Source organism: uncultured Tateyamaria sp. (assembly GCF_947503415.1).
GTDB lineage: Bacteria > Pseudomonadota > Alphaproteobacteria > Rhodobacterales > Rhodobacteraceae > Tateyamaria.
The window spans coordinates 1,921,690-1,938,315 of sequence record NZ_CANNDS010000001.1 but is presented as its reverse complement, the minus strand read 5'-3'; the positions used below and the strand labels follow the sequence as shown (position 1 = coordinate 1,938,315).

The following is a 16,626-nucleotide window of genomic DNA, read 5'->3' as shown; positions in this document are numbered from 1 at the left end:
AGTTGACTAAATCGCTTTAGCAGTACGGAAGAATGAAAATGAGAGGACTTGCAATGGTTTCTTTGCTGGCTGCCACCGCAGCGCAGGCCGATACGCAAATGTCGGAGCCACAATTGGACGCGTTGCTGACCGGCAATACGGTCTATGTCGCAACGCCGGGCGGCGAGGCGCCGGTGTTCTATGGCGCAGATGGGCGCGCGGCCGCAAATCTGCCCAATGGCGTAGAACTACGCGGAACATGGGCCTTGAAAGATGGCGGATATTGCGTCGATTGGACGAACGGTCCGCAGAACAGCTGCACGCGCGTGGTTAAATCTGCAACCGGTCTGGCAATGTTTGATCAAGCCGATGATGCGCCACGCGGTTCGGTCGTCCGCATTGTGCCCGGAAATGCCGAGGATCTGTGACGGCAATGCAAAAGGCCCGCAACGCGCTGCGGGCCTTTCAAAATGACTAGCCCTGTTTGGCCAGTTGGTCCCGAATTTCCAGCAACACATCCAGCTCGGATGGACCGCTGTCGACCTCGGGCGCTACTTCTTCCGGCTTTTCTGCAGCGGCTTTGACCTTGTTCACGTAGCGGACGAGCATGAACACCACGAAGGCGATGATGAGGAAGTTGATGATGGCCATGATGAAGGCGCCATAGGCGAACACGGCTGCTCCACCCTCGCGGGCGGCTTCCAGCGATGCACCTTCAGCCACGTCCCCTGCCAGAACGGCATAATTGTTGGTGAAGTCCAACCCGCCCGTGAACAGACCGATCAGCGGATTGATCAAGTCGCCCACCAATGATGTGACGATTGCAGTGAAGGCGGCGCCGATGATGATCCCGACGGCCATGTCCATGACATTGCCCTTGGCGATGAAATCCTTGAATTCGTTTAGCATATTTAGTCCCTTGTTCGCTTCCACACGCATTATCTTGTTTTTTGGTGCGTGCACGAACATTGGTTAACACATCTTTTCACATGGCAAAGGCTATTTTAGGGGGGAATTTCGCCTATGTGGTGCCCATAGTTACAAGGAGACATCCCTATGGCTGACCTCAGCGAATTTCCCATTACCCAGAAATGGACCCCGCAGGATCCGACAGTTCTGCAACTGTTTTCGTTCCCCACACCCAACGGGGTGAAGGCGTCCATCGCGCTGGAGGAAATGCAAATTCCTTACGAGGCGCATCTGGTCACGCTGTCGGATGCGGATGTCAAAAGCCCGGAATTCCTGTCACTGAACCCCAACAATAAGATCCCCGCGATCATCGACCCGAACGGCCCCGATGGCGCGCCCATTGGCCTGTTCGAATCCGGTGCGATCCTGATCTATCTGGCCGAAAAGTCCGGCAAATTGATGGGTGAGACGGCCAACGACAAGGCCAAAACACTCCAGTGGCTGATGTTTCAGATGGGCGGTCTTGGACCGATGCTGGGGCAAATGGGTTTCTTCGTGAAATTCGCAGGCAGCCAATGGGACGACAAACGCCCGCAACAACGTTACGTGGACGAAGGCAAGCGCCTGCTGGCCGTGCTGGACAAGGAACTTGACGGCAAGGACTGGATCACCGGCCAGTACTCCATCGCCGATATTGCCATTGCGCCCTGGCTGAACGCGCTGAACTTCTACGAAGCCAAGGACATGGTCGGCTGGGATGACCATAAAAACCTCGTGGCCTATCTTGAGCGGTTCTACGCCCGCCCCGCCGTCGACAAGGCCAAAAACATCCCGCCCCGTCCCTAAGTCTTCTTCTGACTTAAAATATCACGGGGTTTGGGGCAGAGCCCCAGCAAAAAATGGCGTCGCCGCAGGCGCGCTTTGGGTCAGGCGGCGCGCATCCCGGCACTGATCTTTTCGGCCATCATGATGGTGGGGGCATTCGTGTTCCCACCAACAAGTCGCGGCATCAGCGACGCATCCACCACGCGCAACCCGTCGACACCATGCACACGGCCCTCGGGATCGGTCACCGCCATGTCATCCCGCCCCATCCGGCATGTCCCCACAGGGTGATAGATCGTGTCGGCGCGCGCGCGGATATCGGCCTCAAGCCCCGTGTCACTCCCATCATGCGCATAGAGCTTTTGCCCACGCCAAGGCTCAAGCGGGGGTGCGGTCAGGATATCCTCCATCTGCCGCGCCCCTTTCTTCATCAGGTCAAGATCGCGCGGATCGGACAGATATGCCGGATCAATGCGCGGCGGCTTGGACGGGTCCGACGAGCTCAGGCCCACATGACCGCGACTGTACGGGCGCAGCACGCAGACATGGCACGAATAGCCAAACTTCAGGTGAATCTTGCGCATATGTTCATCCACGATACCCACCACGAAATGCAGTTGCAGATCGGGCCGCTCCACCGACGGGTCAGACCGCAGGAATGCGCCTCCTTCGGCAAAAGGCGAGGCGAACATACCCGTCCCGTCCTTGCGCCATTGCAGCCCTGCCTTGGCCAGCGCCATCAAGCCCTTGGGCCCCAATCCCACAACATCGTCACGCTTCGAATGATAGCTGATGATGTAATCCAGATGGTCCTGCAGGTTCTGTCCCACACCGGGCAATTCGTGCACCGGTTCGATCCCATGCGCCGCCAATTCGTCGCGCGGTCCGATCCCCGACAACAACAGCAACTGCGGGGACCCAAAGGCACCGCCCGACAGGATCACCTCACGCGATGCCTCAACCAACTTGACCGCACCGCCGTGCTTGATGCGCACGCCAACGGCACGGGTACCCTCCATCTCGACCTTCTGGGCCATCGCGCGGGTCAGGATTGTCAGGTTGGATCGCGCCTGCACCGCATCCGGCAGGTAGGCGGCTGCGGCAGACCAGCGTTCGCCCTTGGCAAATCCTGAATGGGCTTGCGTCACCTGATACAGCCCCACACCGGCCTGTTCCGCATCGTTGAAATCCTCAGTCACACGCAATTGCTGCTGTGCCCCCGCCTCGATAAACGCATGGGTGATGGCGCGGGGCTCGGACTGTTCGGCGACTTGCAACGGGCCATCTGCACCATGCAGATCATCGGCCCCCCGCATATTGCCTTCGGACTTTTTGAAATAGGGCAGCACACTGTCCCAGTCCCATCCCTCAGCCCCCAGATCGGCCCACTCGTCGTAATCCTTCTGATGCCCGCGTACGTAAAGCATCGCATTGATGGCGCTCGAACCGCCCAACGTCCTGCCGCGCGGCTGAAACCCGCGTCGCCCGTTCAACTCGGGCTGGGGCTCGGTGTGAAAGGCCCAATTGTTGATCTTGGGCCGGCCCGAGATCATGCCCGCCACCAACGCAGGCGCGCGCACAAAGATATCCCGTCCTGCACCGCCCGCCTCGATCAGGCAAACGGATGTGGCTGGATCTTCGCTGAGGCGCGAGGCCATCACACAGCCCGCAGACCCACCACCGACAATCACGTAGTCGAATTTCATCCAGCACTCCTCCCGGTCGGACGGAGGCTAAAAGCGCTGCTGCCGCGAGACAAGCGTGACCCAAGGTCGGCCCAATTATCCGGGCAATGTCCCGGACAGGACGTAGCGCAAGATATCGACCACTTGCGCGGGCTCTTGGGCCACCGCAAGGGCCGCGGCATCCACCTCTTTCAACGCATGGGCATGATCGGGACCATGCAGGATAATCAGCGACTTACCCAAGGCCGCGGCATAGCCTGCATCAAAAGCGGCGTTCCATTGCTTGTACTGATCGCCAAAACGCACGACGACGATGTCTGCGTCCGCGATACCCTTGCGGGTGCGGATGGCGTTGACCATCGCGCCCTTGTGATCATGCCAGTACTTCTTGTCCTCGCCCCCCAGGATCGCCACACCGCAATCGTCGCTGGCTCCGTGATCCGTCACGGGCGCGGAAAAGGTCACATCCAGCCCCTGCGCCCCGTCGATGATCTGTTCGCGCCAATCGGTATGGATTTCTCCGGACAGGTAAACGTTCAGCATCGCGACACTCCTTTGGCTGTGACGTGCCTAACCTGCGCCTGTGCGCGACAAAGGCAAGGGGTCAAATATGGCGGGCTACAACGAAATGGTTCGGCGGTCGGATTGGGTAGTTGCCGGTTTCCACAATCTCGAACCCGGCGCGGATGATCCTTGCGTCCAGCTCGGCGATGGTCTCGAAACGGACAAATGGCGCTTTGCCCACCCATTGCATCAGCGGGATAAGCCGTTTCAGCAGCCCGAATTTCAGACCCAGTGACCGCTCAGCCAGACAAGGCGATTTCAAGATGAACAGGCCACCCGGTTTCAAAAGGTCATGCACCCGCACCATGGCGGCATCCACATCCTCGACCAGATGGAACAGGTTGAACCCCATCACCACATCAAATGATCCATCCTTCAATCCCGGGCTGAACGTGTCAGCCTGCAAGAAGCGCACAGTGTCGGAACCTGCCTTGACCTGCGCCTGCGCGATCATACCGGCAGAAAAATCGGTGGCGAGGATGGACCCGGCATGGGGTGCCAGTTTCAACGCCGTGCTACCCGTGCCGCAGCCAAGTTCCAGCACCCGATCCGCAGGTTTCAGATAGGACACGACACGTTCCAATGTTTGTTCGTAAGCATCTGGGTTGCTCACCGGTTGAGCCGCGTATTTCACAGCAACCTTGTCCCAGAAGTGTGGGTTCATTTTCATCATATGTCTCCTTCAAGAGTGCATATACGACCGATGATTTCAGCCATAAATTGACGAAAATCGCAGAATATGTATACGGATTTGCATGGATAGAGGCTTTGATTGGACACAACTGCGCGCCTTTCTCGCCACGGCCGAGACCGGGTCGCTGTCGGCAGCAGCCCGGCAATTGGGGCTGACGCAACCCACCGTGGGGCGACAAGTCACTGCGTTGGAAGACGAATTGCGCCTCGCCCTGTTCGAACGCACCGCGCGGGCCATGACCCTGACCGACGCGGGCCGCGATCTGCTGGTCGAGGCACGCAAGATGGGCGAGGCCGCCACGCGCATCAGCGTGATGGCGCAGGGACGCACGCAGGGGCTGGAGGGGACAATCCGCGTCACCGCATCGGACATGATGAGCGCCTATGTCCTGCCCGACACCCTGCTGAAACTGCGCGACCTCGCCCCGCGCCTGCGGGTTGACGTGATCGCCGCCAATGACATCCGCGACATCCTGCGGCGCGAGGCCGACATCGCCATCCGCCACGTCCGCCCGACCGAGGCCGACCTGATCGCGCGCAAGATCAGCGACGCATCCGCGCATCTCTATGCCTCGAAATCCTACGTCGCGGCGCGCGGCCTGCCCGAGACGGTTGAGGATCTGAAGCACCATGACTTCATCAGCATGTCGGACGACGAGATGTATATCGCAGCCATGGCAAATTACGGCATCCCGATCACAGCCGCCAATCTGCGCACCGGGTCCACCAGCGGGATCACCACGTGGGAGTTGATGCGCAAGGGGTTTGGGATATTTCCGATGTCCGACCACATCGGTGATCAGTTCGAGGATGCGGTGCGCCTCTTGGACGGGGTAACAAACCTCAGCTTCCCGGTCTGGCTGGTCACACACCGGGAACTGCACACCAGCAAACGCATCCGTCTGGTGTTTGACCTGCTGGCCGAGATGCTGAGCGAGAGCTGACCCGCATCTTCATCTTGCCAGAAAAACTCCGGGGGTGAGGGGGCTGGCCCCCTCTCCTGCCCTATCCGCGCAAGCTGCCGCCCGTCGCCTTGGTGACTTTCTCGACCACTTTCTGGGCCACAGCCTCGATATCGGCGTCCTTCAATGTCGCGTCTTTGGGCTGCAAGCGCACGGTCAGGGCCAGGGACTTCTTGCCCTCGCCCAAGCTGCCGCCAATGAACTCGTCAAAAATGCGCACATCTTCGATCAATGCCTTGTCGGCGCCCATGGCCGCGTTGACCAGCGTCAGCGCCTCAACCTCTGCATCGACGACAAAGGCAAAGTCGCGCTCGACCGCCTGCAAATCGCTTATGTCCAAAGCGCCCTTGTTGGCCCCAGCCTTGCGGGGCAGCGGCACTTCGGCGGGCCAAAGGGTGAAGGCCATGGCCGGTCCTTTGACATCCATAGCCTCCAACACGCGGGGGTGCAGTTCACCAAAGATGCCCAGCACCTTTTTCGGACCGAGGCATATCTTGCCGTGCCGCCCCGGATGCCACGACGCATCTGCGCCGCGCATGATCTGCACCTTCGCAGGTGCGCCTATGGCCGACAGGATCGCCTCGGCATCGGCCTTCACGTCATAGACGTCGACCGCGCGCGACGCGCCATGCACATCCTTGGGACCTGTGCGCCCCACCAGCAGGCCAGACACCAACAGGTTCTGTTCACCGGGCTCCCCACCGCTGAAGGCGGGCCCAACCTCGAACAGGGCCAGATCGGCAAACCCACGCGCCTGATTGCGTGCGGCGGCTTGCAGCAGGCCGGGCAACAGCGCCGGGCGCATATGGCTCATGTCGCTGGAGATCGGGTTTTCCAGCATCGTGGCGTCATCGCCTCCACCGAACAGTTCGGCCGATGCTTGGTCAATGAAGCTGTAGGTGACGCATTCGTTGTACCCCAGTGCAGCCGCCGTGCGTCGCGCGATCTGTTCGCGGCGCTGGATGGCCGTCATCACCGGTTTCGGCACACCCGAGGTGATCCGGGGCAAAGGACGGCCCTGCAGCTTGGTGAGCGAGGCGACGCGGGCCACTTCTTCGACCAGATCAGCCTCTCCCATCACGTCAGGACGCCAGCTTGGCACGTGGGCCATGTCGCCTTCGAGCCGGAAGCCAAGCGCCGTCAACGTCTGGCGCTGTTCGCTTTCGGGGATGTCCATGCCCACAAGGCTTTGCACCCGTGCCGCATCCAGCTTGTAGGCGCGCGTGGTGTCGGGGATTGCCCCGGCCTGCACCTTGCTCGACACCTCGCCGCCAGCATGCTCCATGATCATCTCGCACGCCAGATCCAGCCCTTCAGGCGTGAAGGCGGGGTCGATCCCGCGTTCAAAGCGGTAGCGCGCGTCCGAGTTGATCTTGAGCGCGCGGCCCGTATAGGCGGTGCGCACCGGATCGAAATAGGCGGCCTCGACAAAAACATTCACCGTGTCTGTCGTGCATCCGGATTGCAGGCCGCCCATCACGCCGCCGATGCTTTCGGGGCCGTTTGCGTCGGAAATCAGAGTCATGCCTTCCGCGAAGGTGTATTCCTTCTCGTCCAGCCCCATGAGGGTCTCGCCACCTTTGGCCCGGTGGATGCGCAGGCTGTTGCCCGCGACCTTATCCGCGTCGAACACGTGCAGGGGCCGGTTGCGGTCAAAGGTGAAATAGTTGGTCACATCCACGAGGAACGAAATCGGGCGCAGGCCGATGGCGCGCAGGCGGTCCTGCAGCCACTCGGGGCTGGGGCCGTTTTTCGCGCCACGGATCAGGCGGCCGAAAAAAACGGGGCACTGGTCCAGCGTGTCGTCATCGATGGTGACGGAGATCGGGCACGGGAACGCGCCCTCGACCGATGGGTGCGGTGCCGGTTTCATCTTGCCAATCCCGCGTGCGGCCAGATCGAGGGCAATGCCGCGCACGCCCAAGGCGTCGGGGCGGTTGGGCGTGATCGCGATCTCGATCACCGGGTCAACCTTGGCGGGGTCGTTGGCGGCCAGCCAGTCGACGAACCGCTCGCCCACCTCGCCCGAGGGCAACTCGATGATGCCGTCGTGCTCCTCGCTAAGCTCCATCTCACGCTCGGACGCCATCATGCCGAAGCTTTCAATGCCGCGGATCTTGCCCACGCCGATGGTGGTGTCGATGCCCGGCACGTACACGCCGGGCTTGGCCACGACGACAGTGATGCCTTCGCGCGCGTTCGGGGCCCCGCAGATGATCTGCTTCTCGCCCTCATCCGTGGCCACCTGACACACGCGCAACCGGTCCGCATCGGGGTGCTTTTCGGCGCTCAGCACCTTGCCGATGGTAAAGTCGGCCAGCTTCGCCCCACGGTCCTCGACCCCTTCGACCTCAAGGCCGAGGTCGGTCAGCGCATAGGTGATCTCGTCCACCGATGCGGCGGTGTCGAGGTGCTGCTTGAGCCAGCTGAGCGTGAATTTCATGGGGCGTATCCCTTGGCGTCCGAATTGGCTCTGCAATGGCAAAGATCGGGCCAAGGTGCAAGCGTGGCGGGGGCGGAGGACACCTCCGCCTTACCGGGCGCATCTCGTAAGGCGGAGGTGTCCTCCGCCCCGCAGGTCAGGGATAGACAGGTTCGCGGCCCAGAAGCTCATCCAGTTGCCGGGCGATCCAGCCATGGGGAATGAAATGGCCCCCCGGATGGACATCCAGCGCCACCTTGGTCCCGTTTTCGCAATCGCGCCATTCCGTGCGGCTGAGCGTCAGGAACTCAACCGCCGACCAATCGCGCACCTGCGTTGCCGTATCGGTGCAATCGAGATGATCCCGCCACAGGAAAACTGGATACGTGATCTCCCCATGCGGGCCATATGGAAAGTCCAGCACATTGTCTTTCAGGCCATGCACGTGTCGGGCCTCCTGTGGGGCCTGCGCGCAGTTTTCGGACTGACCGATGGTGCCTGAAATGCCCAGAAGCGCGCGTACTTTCATCTCGGTCCCACGATCACAGGCCACACGCCACGCCATGATGGAGCCATAGGAGTACCCCGACAAATAAATGTTGTCGGTGTCCACCGGATAGCGCCGTATCACGTCGGCCAACACATCTGCGGCGAATTGCACGTCTTCGGTTTCAGATGACCACATGTTCCAGGTCTTGCGATTGCCATTGGGCGCGATCAACAACACCCCCCGCCGCCGCGTCGCACCAGAAATGCGCTGGTGTTGCACGGGCAAGGCACCTGTCCTCTGCCAGCCGTGGAAGTGTATCAGCACGGGCATCGGGCTTTCCCCGTCCCAATCATCCGGCTCTCTCACATGATAGGATCGGTCGCCAAGGGCACACGGTGCATCCAGGTGGCAGGCGTCCCTTTGTGCGGCATAAGCGGGAATGGCCCAACACAGGGCAATCAGACAAAGCAGGTATTTCATGTGCCGCACGCTACGCAGTTACACAGGCGTGTCACGTCACATTGTCGTGGTCATCACGGTTGCGCCGCTGGATCGCGTCGAGCCAACGGTCGATCAGAAGGATGGGGGCCAATACGATGGTCCATCCAGCCGCATTGATGATCGTGAACGTGAGCTTCAGATGCCCCGGCATGTCGGAGCGCCACAAGAATACATGGGCAACCACGATCATGATGACCATTGCGATGACGAGATAAACTTTCATGATCAAAACCTAATACGATCGCCGCCCTTGGGTAGAGCACTGCCGTGCCCCCGTGCGGGAACCCCGGCCTTATTTGGAGGGCTGAAACAGAGAAGTATTGAGCGCAGAAACAACTTTTCGGTTTGCAAAGCGTGGACGCAACCCGATCTTGCTGAGGTAAGGCCTCGGCTACGGACCAATCCACGTGGTCTGTGACGGAAGCAAACCCGAGTTTCCCCGATGAGTATGCAGACACAATTATGCCTTATACAGCTTTGTGACAATGGCTGCCCCAGAGCCTATGGATGCACGCAAAAAACCGGCACGGCGGAAGCTGGCGAACAGTGCTTATAGCAATTTATCGTCAAGGTTGAATTACGGCAAAACTGACACCAAAAGTTGACACTTCACTTGCGACTTGGTTGCAAAGGGGCCTTTTTTAGTGCACTGATGAGTCATTAAATTGCCTATGGTACTTTAGGAGTAATTGGTGAAACGTTTTTATTTGAGTTCAGGAGCCGCAGTTGCAGCCCTGGTTCTAAGTTCCCTCAGCACAGCAAATGCGTCCACAATAAGCATTGTTCGCCACAATGATGCCGAAGTTGAGATGGTTGGTGGCATCCGTGATGACACCTCGACCTATGGATCGGATCTGGCTGGGGCACGAATCTACGCGCACTACGCAGACGGGACGAGCGAAGAGATTATTTGGGAATCGCATGCCCGGACATTCGTCGAGCCGAATGGCGAAACCTGGAGCACGACCGAGGGCGGAGCAAGCGGCACCGACATCGACCTGTCGATGACATGGGACGGCTTCGTCGTCACGACGCGGAACGTCTTGTCCTACATCACTATCGATTTGCTGAATGCCGGTGTGGTTTTCGATACCACCACGACGTTCGACTACGACTGGATGGGCAATCCGACAAACGGGTCCACGCTTGGGTCCAGTTTCGGATATGGCTTCGAGTACTACGATGAATACGAACCGCTTCCCGGACACACGACCGCATCCTATTACGGCGTCGTGAATGAGGTTGGCGAAGAAGCCGTGGGTGATCTCTACACGACAATGACCGTTGATTTTTCCGGGATGGAAAACAACGGGATTTTCGGGGATGTCGCGTTTCGGTCAGACCTTGATGCTCTGAGCATCACGGACGGTCTGTCTCAGGTGCCGCTGCCGTCGAGCCTGTCTTTGCTGCTTCTCGGCTTGGGCGGATTGGGTCTGCGCCAACGCCACTTGAACCGTGCGAAAGCGCGCGCTTGATCCAATACTTCGGAGCGTAGGGCATTTCTGAATGCCCCGCTCACCCTGCCTTGATCTTGTTCAACTGATCGGCGTCATCAGACACAGATAGTGAATATGCCACCCGGAATTCGTTCCGGGTGATTTGCATTTGAGGCGCGTCCCACGTGGCAGGTTCGTCACTGCCCTTGCTGCCTGACGTGTGGGCCGCTAGCGGCTGAGGCCGCCGTGCAGCGTGGGGACGTCGAGCGCCGCAAAACCGTAGTGACGCAGCCAGCGCAGGTCACTGTCAAAGAAGGCACGCAGATCTGGCACGCCGTATTTCAGCATCGCAATGCGGTCGATCCCCATACCGAAGGCAAACCCCTGCCATTCCGCCGGGTCGATCCCGCCCGCTTCGAGCACTTTGGGGTGCACCATGCCGGAGCCGAGGATTTCGAGCCAGTCGTCGCCCTCGCCCACTTTGAGCGTGCCGCCTTCCCAGCTGCACCGGATATCAACCTCGGCCGAGGGTTCCGTGAATGGGAAATGCGAGGCACGGAAGCGCAGGTCGACGCCGTCCACTTCGAAGTATGATTTCACGAATTCTTCGAGCACCCATTTCAGGTTCGCCATCGAGATGTCGCGGTCGATGGCGAGACCCTCGACCTGGTGGAACATGGGCGTGTGGGTCTGATCGTAATCGGCGCGGTAGACGCCGCCGGGGCAAATGATGCGGGTGGGCGCGCCTGTGGCCTCCATCGACCGGATCTGCACGGGCGAGGTGTGGGTGCGCAGCACGTGGGGCGGGCGATTGTCGCCGTCGGCGCGGTGCATGTAGAACGTGTCCATCTCGGCCCGTGCGGGGTGGTGGCCGGGGATGTTCAGGGCATCAAAGTTGTACCAGTCGGTGTCGATCCGCGGGCCTTCGGCGACGGAGAACCCCATCTCGGCAAAAATGGCCGTGACCTCTTCGGTGACCTGGCTGATGGGATGGATGGTGCCGCGCCGCTGGGGTCGTGTGGGCAGGGTGACATCCAGCCATTCCGACCGCAGCCGCGCATCGAGGGCTGCATCCGCGAGGGCTGCTTTCTTGGCGGTGAGGGCGCTGTTGATCTCGTCCTTGAGGGCGTTCAGGGCGGGGCCCGCCACCTGACGTTCCTCGGGCGTCATCTTGCCCAGCTCGCGCATCTTGAGGGCCACTTCGCCTTTCTTGCCGACGGCGGCGACGCGGATGTCTTCCAACCCCGCCTCGTCCGCGGCATCAGCGATCAGGTCGATATACTTGTCGCGCAGGTCGTCCATGGGGGGTCCTCGGGTCGGTGTTCTCTGGCGATCTACAAAACTGGGGAGGGCAGCGCAACTGTTGCTGGCCCTTGATCGGGTGTCCCATGCTGGGACAGGCCCCGGCGCACCAGAAATCAATGGGTTACAGGGGGCGATTTACGGGCTGTTAAGGAATGGACCGCAGCGTCAGACATGGAGGGTCGCCCCGTTCGGGATGCAAGCCCACATATCCGGACCGCGCCACGACGGGCATCTGCGCCCGACGGAAGCCGCCGATCCATGGCTGCGGGGACGGAGCGGTGGTCAGAGGCCCTCGCACTGGGTGCTGGCCTGAAGCGCGTTCAATGCCCCTGCGGAGCCCGACAGGTCGAACCGGGACATGACCTGACCGCCAAGCATCACGTCCACGGTCGATCCGGCCCGCAGGGCGGAGGTGATGGCCGTCATTTCGCGGACTGGCCAGGGGCTGCCGCCCAGCATGAAATCCTGAAAACACCCTCTGGCGACGCAGGTCGCGGGCATCTGCAAAGGCTCACCCCCGTCCACGCGGAAAAAGACAACCGCGCCATCCGTCAGGAAATTCAGATCGGCGGGCCGTGTGTCGGGGGTCAGGGAGATGGCGATGGTGCCGGAGTTTCCGCATCCGATGGCCAACCGGTGGCCTTGTGCATTGGTGACGGACGCGCCGCCATTGTCGTCAGCCGCCGAGGACGGACGATGCGTCCATTCGGCATGGGCCATACCGGCTGCAAGGGTGCTGGCCACTGCAATGATCGTCAAAGCCTTTGTCATGTTCTGGTCCAATCCAATTTTTCAAATGCTGTCAAAAAGTAATACGCGCCCGCAAGGTCAGCCTGATCGCCCCGCCCCTGCGCTTGTGGGCATCTGCGTCAGTCCCGCACCACCTGTTCGGCGGCGACCTCGTCCTTGAGCGCGGTGGGGAACCGGTCGATGACCGCCTGATAAAGCTCCAGCCCGCGCGGCATATCCGCACCGCGATAATCCAGTAGATCAGGTGAGCCGCCCATCATCTCGCCCCCCAGAGAGAACACGCCGTGAATGGCTGTCAGCTTGTCGATATCGTCCAGCGGCGCGTCTGTGCCGTTGAAATTCAGGCGGCGCGGTAAGGCGTCCAGAGACGACAGCAAAAGCACGCCCTCGCCCGACGGGGCAACGACACCCGTGGACTGACCGATGATGCTGGAGGGCAGCCGGGCCACTTCGTTGCCGGTGGCGCGTTCAAACACGATCAGGTCGAAATTGCCGTTGGGCATGGCAAAGAGCCGGTCCATGTCGTCCGTGGCAATGCGGCCCCAATGCGCGCCAAGGCCGGATGGTTCGGGCGGGAACTGGCGGACAAGGCCCGCGCCGTTGCGTCCGATGCCCCAAAGCTCGACCGGGGGCGGATTGCCCTTTGCCACATCGGCGGCGGTGAAATTCATGGTCCCGTCGCGCCCGCCGTCAATCGGGCTGAGCAAGGTAAAGTCGCCAAAATCCTGGCTGGCAACGCGTTGCCACGTGGTGGTGTCCCACAGATGCGCCACAGTGGGGGACGCGCCCAGCGTCAACAGCAGCGATCCGTCACGCGAAAAGGCGGTGCCGCCCGAATTGGGGATGTTGCCGGGTGCGTGCCCGGGCAGGCGCGCAATCTCTTGTCCGGTTGCCGCATCAAAGACCACGGCCACACCATCGACGGGCGCCATCTGGACAAGAAACCGCCCATCCGGCGAGAATGCGGGTGCCTGCACGCCCCACGCCCCGCTTGTCAGGACATCAATGGGCAGCAGGTCTGCCAGTTTCTGTCCATTGCGCGGGTCCCACAGGGTCAGGCCACTTTGAGACTGGTCCCCGTCCGTCGATGGAAAGAGCCCCACGCTTGCCAGCCGCGTGCCTGTCCCGTCAAATTCGAACACCGACATGACCGGCAGGTCGAGCCGCACGGACCGGGACACGGCCGCACGGACCAGCGCGTCATAGGCGTCGCTGAACCGCGCAAGATCCGGCGCCTGCGGGTCGGCGGGCAACCCTTTGATCGCGGCGATGATGGCGGCGGCACGGTCGCCTGTGCCAAGTGCTGCGCGGGATTGCTGTGCAAAGTCCCGAGACTTGAGGTCTGCCAGCGTGTCCGCCCAAAGCGGCGTGATCAGAAGGGTCAGTAAAACAGCCAGAAATACGCGCATCCATACACCTTTTGTGCGCGGTGACGGGCAACAACACCCCTTGGTCAAAGCGCTTTTTCAAATTTCAAAAACGTCGTCCGGTGATTTGAATACGCGGCCGAATGTCTGTCAAGCCTGCAGCGCTGTCACCGCGCGGGTGTGTCTGGGGTCCGAACCTGTGTGCAGGACACAAAAAAAGCGCCCCGTTTCGGTGTGAAACGGAGCGCTTTTGTCGTGTTGTCTGCGTCGCTTACGCGGTCAGCTGGGCCTTGGCCTGATCCACGATGGCAGCAAATGCCTCTGGCTCGTTCACGGCCAGATCGGCCAGAACCTTGCGGTCCACTTCGATGCCAGCCAGGTTCAGGCCGTTGATGAAGCGGCTGTATGTCAGCGCTTCGTCATGGGCGCGGACAGCCGCGTTGATGCGCTGGATCCACAGGGCGCGGAAGTTGCGCTTGCGATTGTGACGGTCACGCGTTGCGTATTGGTTGGCCTTGTCGACCGCCTGGCGTGCGACCTTGAAGGTGCTCTTGCGGCGGCCATAGTAACCTTTGGCGGCCTTGATGACCTTCTTGTGACGGGCGTGGGTGACGGTTCCACCTTTGGTGCGGGACATGTATCTGCTCCTTCTTCTTAGCGGTCGTAGGGCATGAAGCCCTTGACGATTTTCGCGTCGGGGGCAGACAGGGTCGTGGTGCCACGGGCGTCACGAATGAATTTGCGGGTGCGCTTGATCATGCCGTGGCGTTTGCCGGCCTGACCACCCATCACCTTACCGGTGGCGGTCACCTTGAAGCGCTTCTTGGCGCTCGATTTCGTCTTCATCTTGGGCATTTCCGTCTCCATCATTTGAGTTCGGTCGGTACGCGACTCGGCATGCCACTTGGGCCGGACGCGCGGAACGAAATGGGCGTATAGGACGAGAATGCAGCGGTGGCAAGGGCCTATCAGGCCGGGCCACGCACAAGGGCGCGCATCAGGTGAAGCTGGCAATCACCCGGACAAAAACCTCGGGAATTTCCTCGAGGCTGTACCCGCCCGGCTGACTTTGGATCGCCAGCAGGATCAGCCCCCCCGCGATGAGGATCGTGATCGCCGACGCCCGGGGCGCACGCCGATCAGATACCGCCGACAAAATGGATGGGATTGAAAATCCGGCGATCAGAATGCCGAGAACCAAGTAAAAATCTGGGCTCATAACGTGACCTTAACGTTTAGTCAGGTCACGCTACTCCGGATCGGTCGAGTAAATCAAACGTTCATCGCATGGCGCCACGCGGAGGATGTTCGTCGTCCCCGGCACGTTGAACGGCACCCCTGCGGTCACGACGATCTGATCCTCAGCCCCGGCAAAGCCCCCATCGCGGGCGGCGCGGGCGGCACCGACGACCGCTTCCTTGAACCGTTCCATCGTGGGCGTGATGTAGCAATTGCACCCCCAGCTGAGCGCCATGCGCCGCGCGGTGCGCGCCAGTGGTGTCAGCGCAAGGATCGGCACGCGGGGCCGTTCACGCGCCACAAGCAGCGCCGTGGTCCCGCTTTGCGTGAAGCAGCAGATCGCCTTGATGTCCGTCGTTTCCGCAATCTCACGGGCGGCGGCCACGATCCCGTCGGCCACCGATGCGCGGCTGGCGCTGCGGCTGGCTTCGATGATCTGGGTGTAGGTCGGGTCCTGTTCGACCTCGGCCGCGACGCGGTCCATGGTTGTCACCGCCTCGATCGGATAGCTGCCCGCCGCACTTTCGGCGCTCAGCATGACGGCGTCGGCACCTTCGTAGATGGCCGTGGCCACGTCGCTAACCTCGGCGCGGGTGGGCATCGGGCTTTCGATCATGCTTTCGAGCATCTGCGTGGCCACGATCACGGGCTTGCCCGCGTGGCGGCACTTGCGCACGAGGCGCTTCTGGATCGGCGGCACGTTCTGAACGGGAAGCTCAACGCCCAGGTCGCCGCGGGCAACCATGATCCCGTCGCTGACCTGAAGGATATGATCAAACCTTTCAACCGCATTGGGCTTTTCGATCTTGGACAGCACCGCGGCACGGCCCTTGATCAAATCCTTGGCCTCCTCGACATCGGCCGCCCGCTGCACAAAGCTGAGGGCAATCCAGTCGACACCCAATTCGGCCACGAATTTCAGGTCCGCCTTGTCCTTTTCGGACAGGGCGGCCAGCGGCAGTTCCACATCGGGCACGTTGACGCCCTTGCGGTTGGAAATCACGCCACCCGCAATCACAACGCAATTGGCAAAGTCAGGGCCGCACTCCTCGACCCGCAAACGGATCTTGCCATCATTGACAAGCAACGTCTTGCCCGCTTCAAGGGCCGCAAAAATCTCGGGGTGGGGCAGGTTCACACGGGTGCTGTCCCCGTCCTTGGTGTCCAGATCCAGACGGAACTTGGCGCCCTCGTCCAGCATCTCGCTGTCACCGGCAAAGACGCCGACACGCAGCTTCGGGCCCTGCAGGTCGGCCAGAATCGCGATGGCAGAGCCTGTGTCCTCTTCGATCTTGCGAATGATCGTGTGCTTTTCGGCAATCTCTTCATGGCTGCCATGGGACATGTTCAGGCGGAACACATCCGCGCCCGCGTCGTGCAGCGCCCGGATCGTTTCATAAGTGTCCGAGGCCGGGCCAAGGGTGGCCACGATTTTCACGTTGCGCAGGCGTCGCATGATCTTGCCCTTTTCTGATACCGCTAACAGCGCCCTTATTGCC

The 16,626-nt window shown here is 61.0% G+C and carries 18 protein-coding genes; 4 read left to right on the top strand and 14 right to left on the bottom strand.

The genetic code is table 11. The annotated features are described in order from the left end of the window. Positions 1-53 precede the first annotated feature (53 nt). Positions 54-407 (top strand): hypothetical protein, encoded by a 354-nt coding sequence (locus Q1A32_RS09435; RefSeq protein ID WP_299652162.1) that lies wholly within the window; start codon positions 54-56, stop codon positions 405-407. Between the two features lie 46 nt (positions 408-453). Here Q1A32_RS09435 and mscL read toward each other — a convergent pair whose 3' ends face one another. After that, entirely contained in the window at positions 454-888 is a 435-nt protein-coding gene (gene mscL, locus Q1A32_RS09430) for a large conductance mechanosensitive channel protein MscL (RefSeq protein ID WP_299652160.1), read from the bottom strand. 147 nt (positions 889-1,035) lie between these two features. On the opposite strand from mscL, the gene Q1A32_RS09425 reads away from it, so the two are divergent. Continuing rightward, positions 1,036-1,734, top strand: coding sequence for a glutathione S-transferase family protein (locus Q1A32_RS09425; protein WP_299652158.1), 699 nt, complete (start codon positions 1,036-1,038; stop codon positions 1,732-1,734). 80 nt (positions 1,735-1,814) lie between these two features. Here the strand turns inward: Q1A32_RS09425 and Q1A32_RS09420 are convergent, their stop codons facing one another. The 3 genes from Q1A32_RS09420 to Q1A32_RS09410 form a co-directional block, all read right to left on the bottom strand. Next, positions 1,815-3,419, bottom strand: a complete 1,605-nt coding sequence (locus Q1A32_RS09420; RefSeq protein WP_299652156.1) for a GMC family oxidoreductase — start codon at positions 3,417-3,419, stop codon at positions 1,815-1,817. Between the two features lie 75 nt (positions 3,420-3,494). Continuing rightward, complete coding sequence (locus Q1A32_RS09415; RefSeq protein ID WP_299613158.1) at positions 3,495-3,941, bottom strand: YtoQ family protein; 447 nt, start codon at positions 3,939-3,941, stop codon at positions 3,495-3,497. 61 nt (positions 3,942-4,002) lie between these two features. Continuing rightward, positions 4,003-4,632, bottom strand: coding sequence for a class I SAM-dependent methyltransferase (locus tag Q1A32_RS09410; RefSeq protein WP_299652154.1), 630 nt, complete (start codon positions 4,630-4,632; stop codon positions 4,003-4,005). An 85-nt stretch (positions 4,633-4,717) separates the two neighbouring features. On the opposite strand from Q1A32_RS09410, the gene Q1A32_RS09405 reads away from it, so the two are divergent. After that, complete coding sequence (locus Q1A32_RS09405; protein WP_299652152.1) at positions 4,718-5,599, top strand: LysR family transcriptional regulator; 882 nt, start codon at positions 4,718-4,720, stop codon at positions 5,597-5,599. A 61-nt stretch (positions 5,600-5,660) separates the two neighbouring features. Here Q1A32_RS09405 and pheT read toward each other — a convergent pair whose 3' ends face one another. From pheT to Q1A32_RS09390, 3 genes are all read right to left on the bottom strand, one after another. Beyond that, positions 5,661-8,060 (bottom strand): phenylalanine--tRNA ligase subunit beta, encoded by a 2,400-nt coding sequence (pheT, locus tag Q1A32_RS09400; protein WP_299652150.1) that lies wholly within the window; start codon positions 8,058-8,060, stop codon positions 5,661-5,663. A 136-nt stretch (positions 8,061-8,196) separates the two neighbouring features. Then, a complete protein-coding gene (locus Q1A32_RS09395) occupies positions 8,197-9,009 on the bottom strand; it encodes a PHB depolymerase family esterase (RefSeq protein ID WP_299652148.1) in 813 nt (270 codons plus the stop codon). A gap of 31 nt (positions 9,010-9,040) precedes the next feature. Continuing rightward, the gene (locus Q1A32_RS09390; protein WP_299613166.1) at positions 9,041-9,253 is read right to left on the bottom strand and encodes a phenylalanyl-tRNA synthetase subunit beta; all 213 of its coding nucleotides are present in this window, start codon (positions 9,251-9,253) and stop codon (positions 9,041-9,043) included. Between the two features lie 469 nt (positions 9,254-9,722). Between Q1A32_RS09390 and Q1A32_RS09385 the strand changes: the two genes are divergently transcribed. Then, positions 9,723-10,505 carry a PEP-CTERM sorting domain-containing protein gene (locus Q1A32_RS09385; protein WP_299652146.1) on the top strand — a complete coding sequence of 261 codons (783 nt, stop codon included), beginning with the start codon at positions 9,723-9,725 and terminating at the stop codon, positions 10,503-10,505. Between the two features lie 189 nt (positions 10,506-10,694). Here the strand turns inward: Q1A32_RS09385 and pheS are convergent, their stop codons facing one another. The 7 genes from pheS to pyk form a co-directional block, all read right to left on the bottom strand. After that, complete coding sequence (pheS, locus tag Q1A32_RS09380) at positions 10,695-11,768, bottom strand: phenylalanine--tRNA ligase subunit alpha (protein ID WP_299652144.1); 1,074 nt, start codon at positions 11,766-11,768, stop codon at positions 10,695-10,697. A 285-nt stretch (positions 11,769-12,053) separates the two neighbouring features. After that, positions 12,054-12,542 (bottom strand): hypothetical protein, encoded by a 489-nt coding sequence (locus tag Q1A32_RS09375; protein ID WP_299652141.1) that lies wholly within the window; start codon positions 12,540-12,542, stop codon positions 12,054-12,056. A 98-nt stretch (positions 12,543-12,640) separates the two neighbouring features. Further along, positions 12,641-13,930 carry a WD40 repeat domain-containing protein gene (locus Q1A32_RS09370; protein WP_299652139.1) on the bottom strand — a complete coding sequence of 430 codons (1,290 nt, stop codon included), beginning with the start codon at positions 13,928-13,930 and terminating at the stop codon, positions 12,641-12,643. Between the two features lie 229 nt (positions 13,931-14,159). Then, the gene (gene rplT / locus Q1A32_RS09365; RefSeq protein ID WP_076629178.1) at positions 14,160-14,525 is read right to left on the bottom strand and encodes a 50S ribosomal protein L20; all 366 of its coding nucleotides are present in this window, start codon (positions 14,523-14,525) and stop codon (positions 14,160-14,162) included. Positions 14,526-14,542: 17 nt separating this feature from the next. Beyond that, positions 14,543-14,743 carry a 50S ribosomal protein L35 gene (gene rpmI, locus Q1A32_RS09360; RefSeq protein ID WP_027257795.1) on the bottom strand — a complete coding sequence of 67 codons (201 nt, stop codon included), beginning with the start codon at positions 14,741-14,743 and terminating at the stop codon, positions 14,543-14,545. 142 nt (positions 14,744-14,885) lie between these two features. Further along, complete coding sequence (locus tag Q1A32_RS09355; RefSeq protein WP_299652137.1) at positions 14,886-15,107, bottom strand: hypothetical protein; 222 nt, start codon at positions 15,105-15,107, stop codon at positions 14,886-14,888. A gap of 30 nt (positions 15,108-15,137) precedes the next feature. Further along, the gene (pyk, locus tag Q1A32_RS09350) at positions 15,138-16,583 is read right to left on the bottom strand and encodes a pyruvate kinase (protein ID WP_299652135.1); all 1,446 of its coding nucleotides are present in this window, start codon (positions 16,581-16,583) and stop codon (positions 15,138-15,140) included. Positions 16,584-16,626 lie beyond the last annotated feature (43 nt).

Coding starts and splice junctions, on each gene's coding strand:
- Q1A32_RS09370 (WP_299652139.1), bottom strand. CDS start 13,930: ATGCGCGTATTTCTGGCTGTTTTACTGACCCTTCTGATCACGCCGCTT.
- Q1A32_RS09425 (WP_299652158.1), top strand. CDS start 1,036: ATGGCTGACCTCAGCGAATTTCCCATTACCCAGAAATGGACCCCGCAG.
- Q1A32_RS09435 (WP_299652162.1), top strand. CDS start 54: ATGGTTTCTTTGCTGGCTGCCACCGCAGCGCAGGCCGATACGCAAATG.
- Q1A32_RS09355 (WP_299652137.1), bottom strand. CDS start 15,107: ATGAGCCCAGATTTTTACTTGGTTCTCGGCATTCTGATCGCCGGATTT.
- pyk (WP_299652135.1), bottom strand. CDS start 16,583: ATGCGACGCCTGCGCAACGTGAAAATCGTGGCCACCCTTGGCCCGGCC.
- Q1A32_RS09395 (WP_299652148.1), bottom strand. CDS start 9,009: ATGAAATACCTGCTTTGTCTGATTGCCCTGTGTTGGGCCATTCCCGCT.
- Q1A32_RS09420 (WP_299652156.1), bottom strand. CDS start 3,419: ATGAAATTCGACTACGTGATTGTCGGTGGTGGGTCTGCGGGCTGTGTG.
- Q1A32_RS09390 (WP_299613166.1), bottom strand. CDS start 9,253: ATGAAAGTTTATCTCGTCATCGCAATGGTCATCATGATCGTGGTTGCC.
- Q1A32_RS09410 (WP_299652154.1), bottom strand. CDS start 4,632: ATGAAAATGAACCCACACTTCTGGGACAAGGTTGCTGTGAAATACGCG.
- Q1A32_RS09375 (WP_299652141.1), bottom strand. CDS start 12,542: ATGACAAAGGCTTTGACGATCATTGCAGTGGCCAGCACCCTTGCAGCC.
- rpmI (WP_027257795.1), bottom strand. CDS start 14,743: ATGCCCAAGATGAAGACGAAATCGAGCGCCAAGAAGCGCTTCAAGGTG.
- Q1A32_RS09415 (WP_299613158.1), bottom strand. CDS start 3,941: ATGCTGAACGTTTACCTGTCCGGAGAAATCCATACCGATTGGCGCGAA.
- rplT (WP_076629178.1), bottom strand. CDS start 14,525: ATGTCCCGCACCAAAGGTGGAACCGTCACCCACGCCCGTCACAAGAAG.
- Q1A32_RS09405 (WP_299652152.1), top strand. CDS start 4,718: ATGGATAGAGGCTTTGATTGGACACAACTGCGCGCCTTTCTCGCCACG.
- pheS (WP_299652144.1), bottom strand. CDS start 11,768: ATGGACGACCTGCGCGACAAGTATATCGACCTGATCGCTGATGCCGCG.
- mscL (WP_299652160.1), bottom strand. CDS start 888: ATGCTAAACGAATTCAAGGATTTCATCGCCAAGGGCAATGTCATGGAC.
- pheT (WP_299652150.1), bottom strand. CDS start 8,060: ATGAAATTCACGCTCAGCTGGCTCAAGCAGCACCTCGACACCGCCGCA.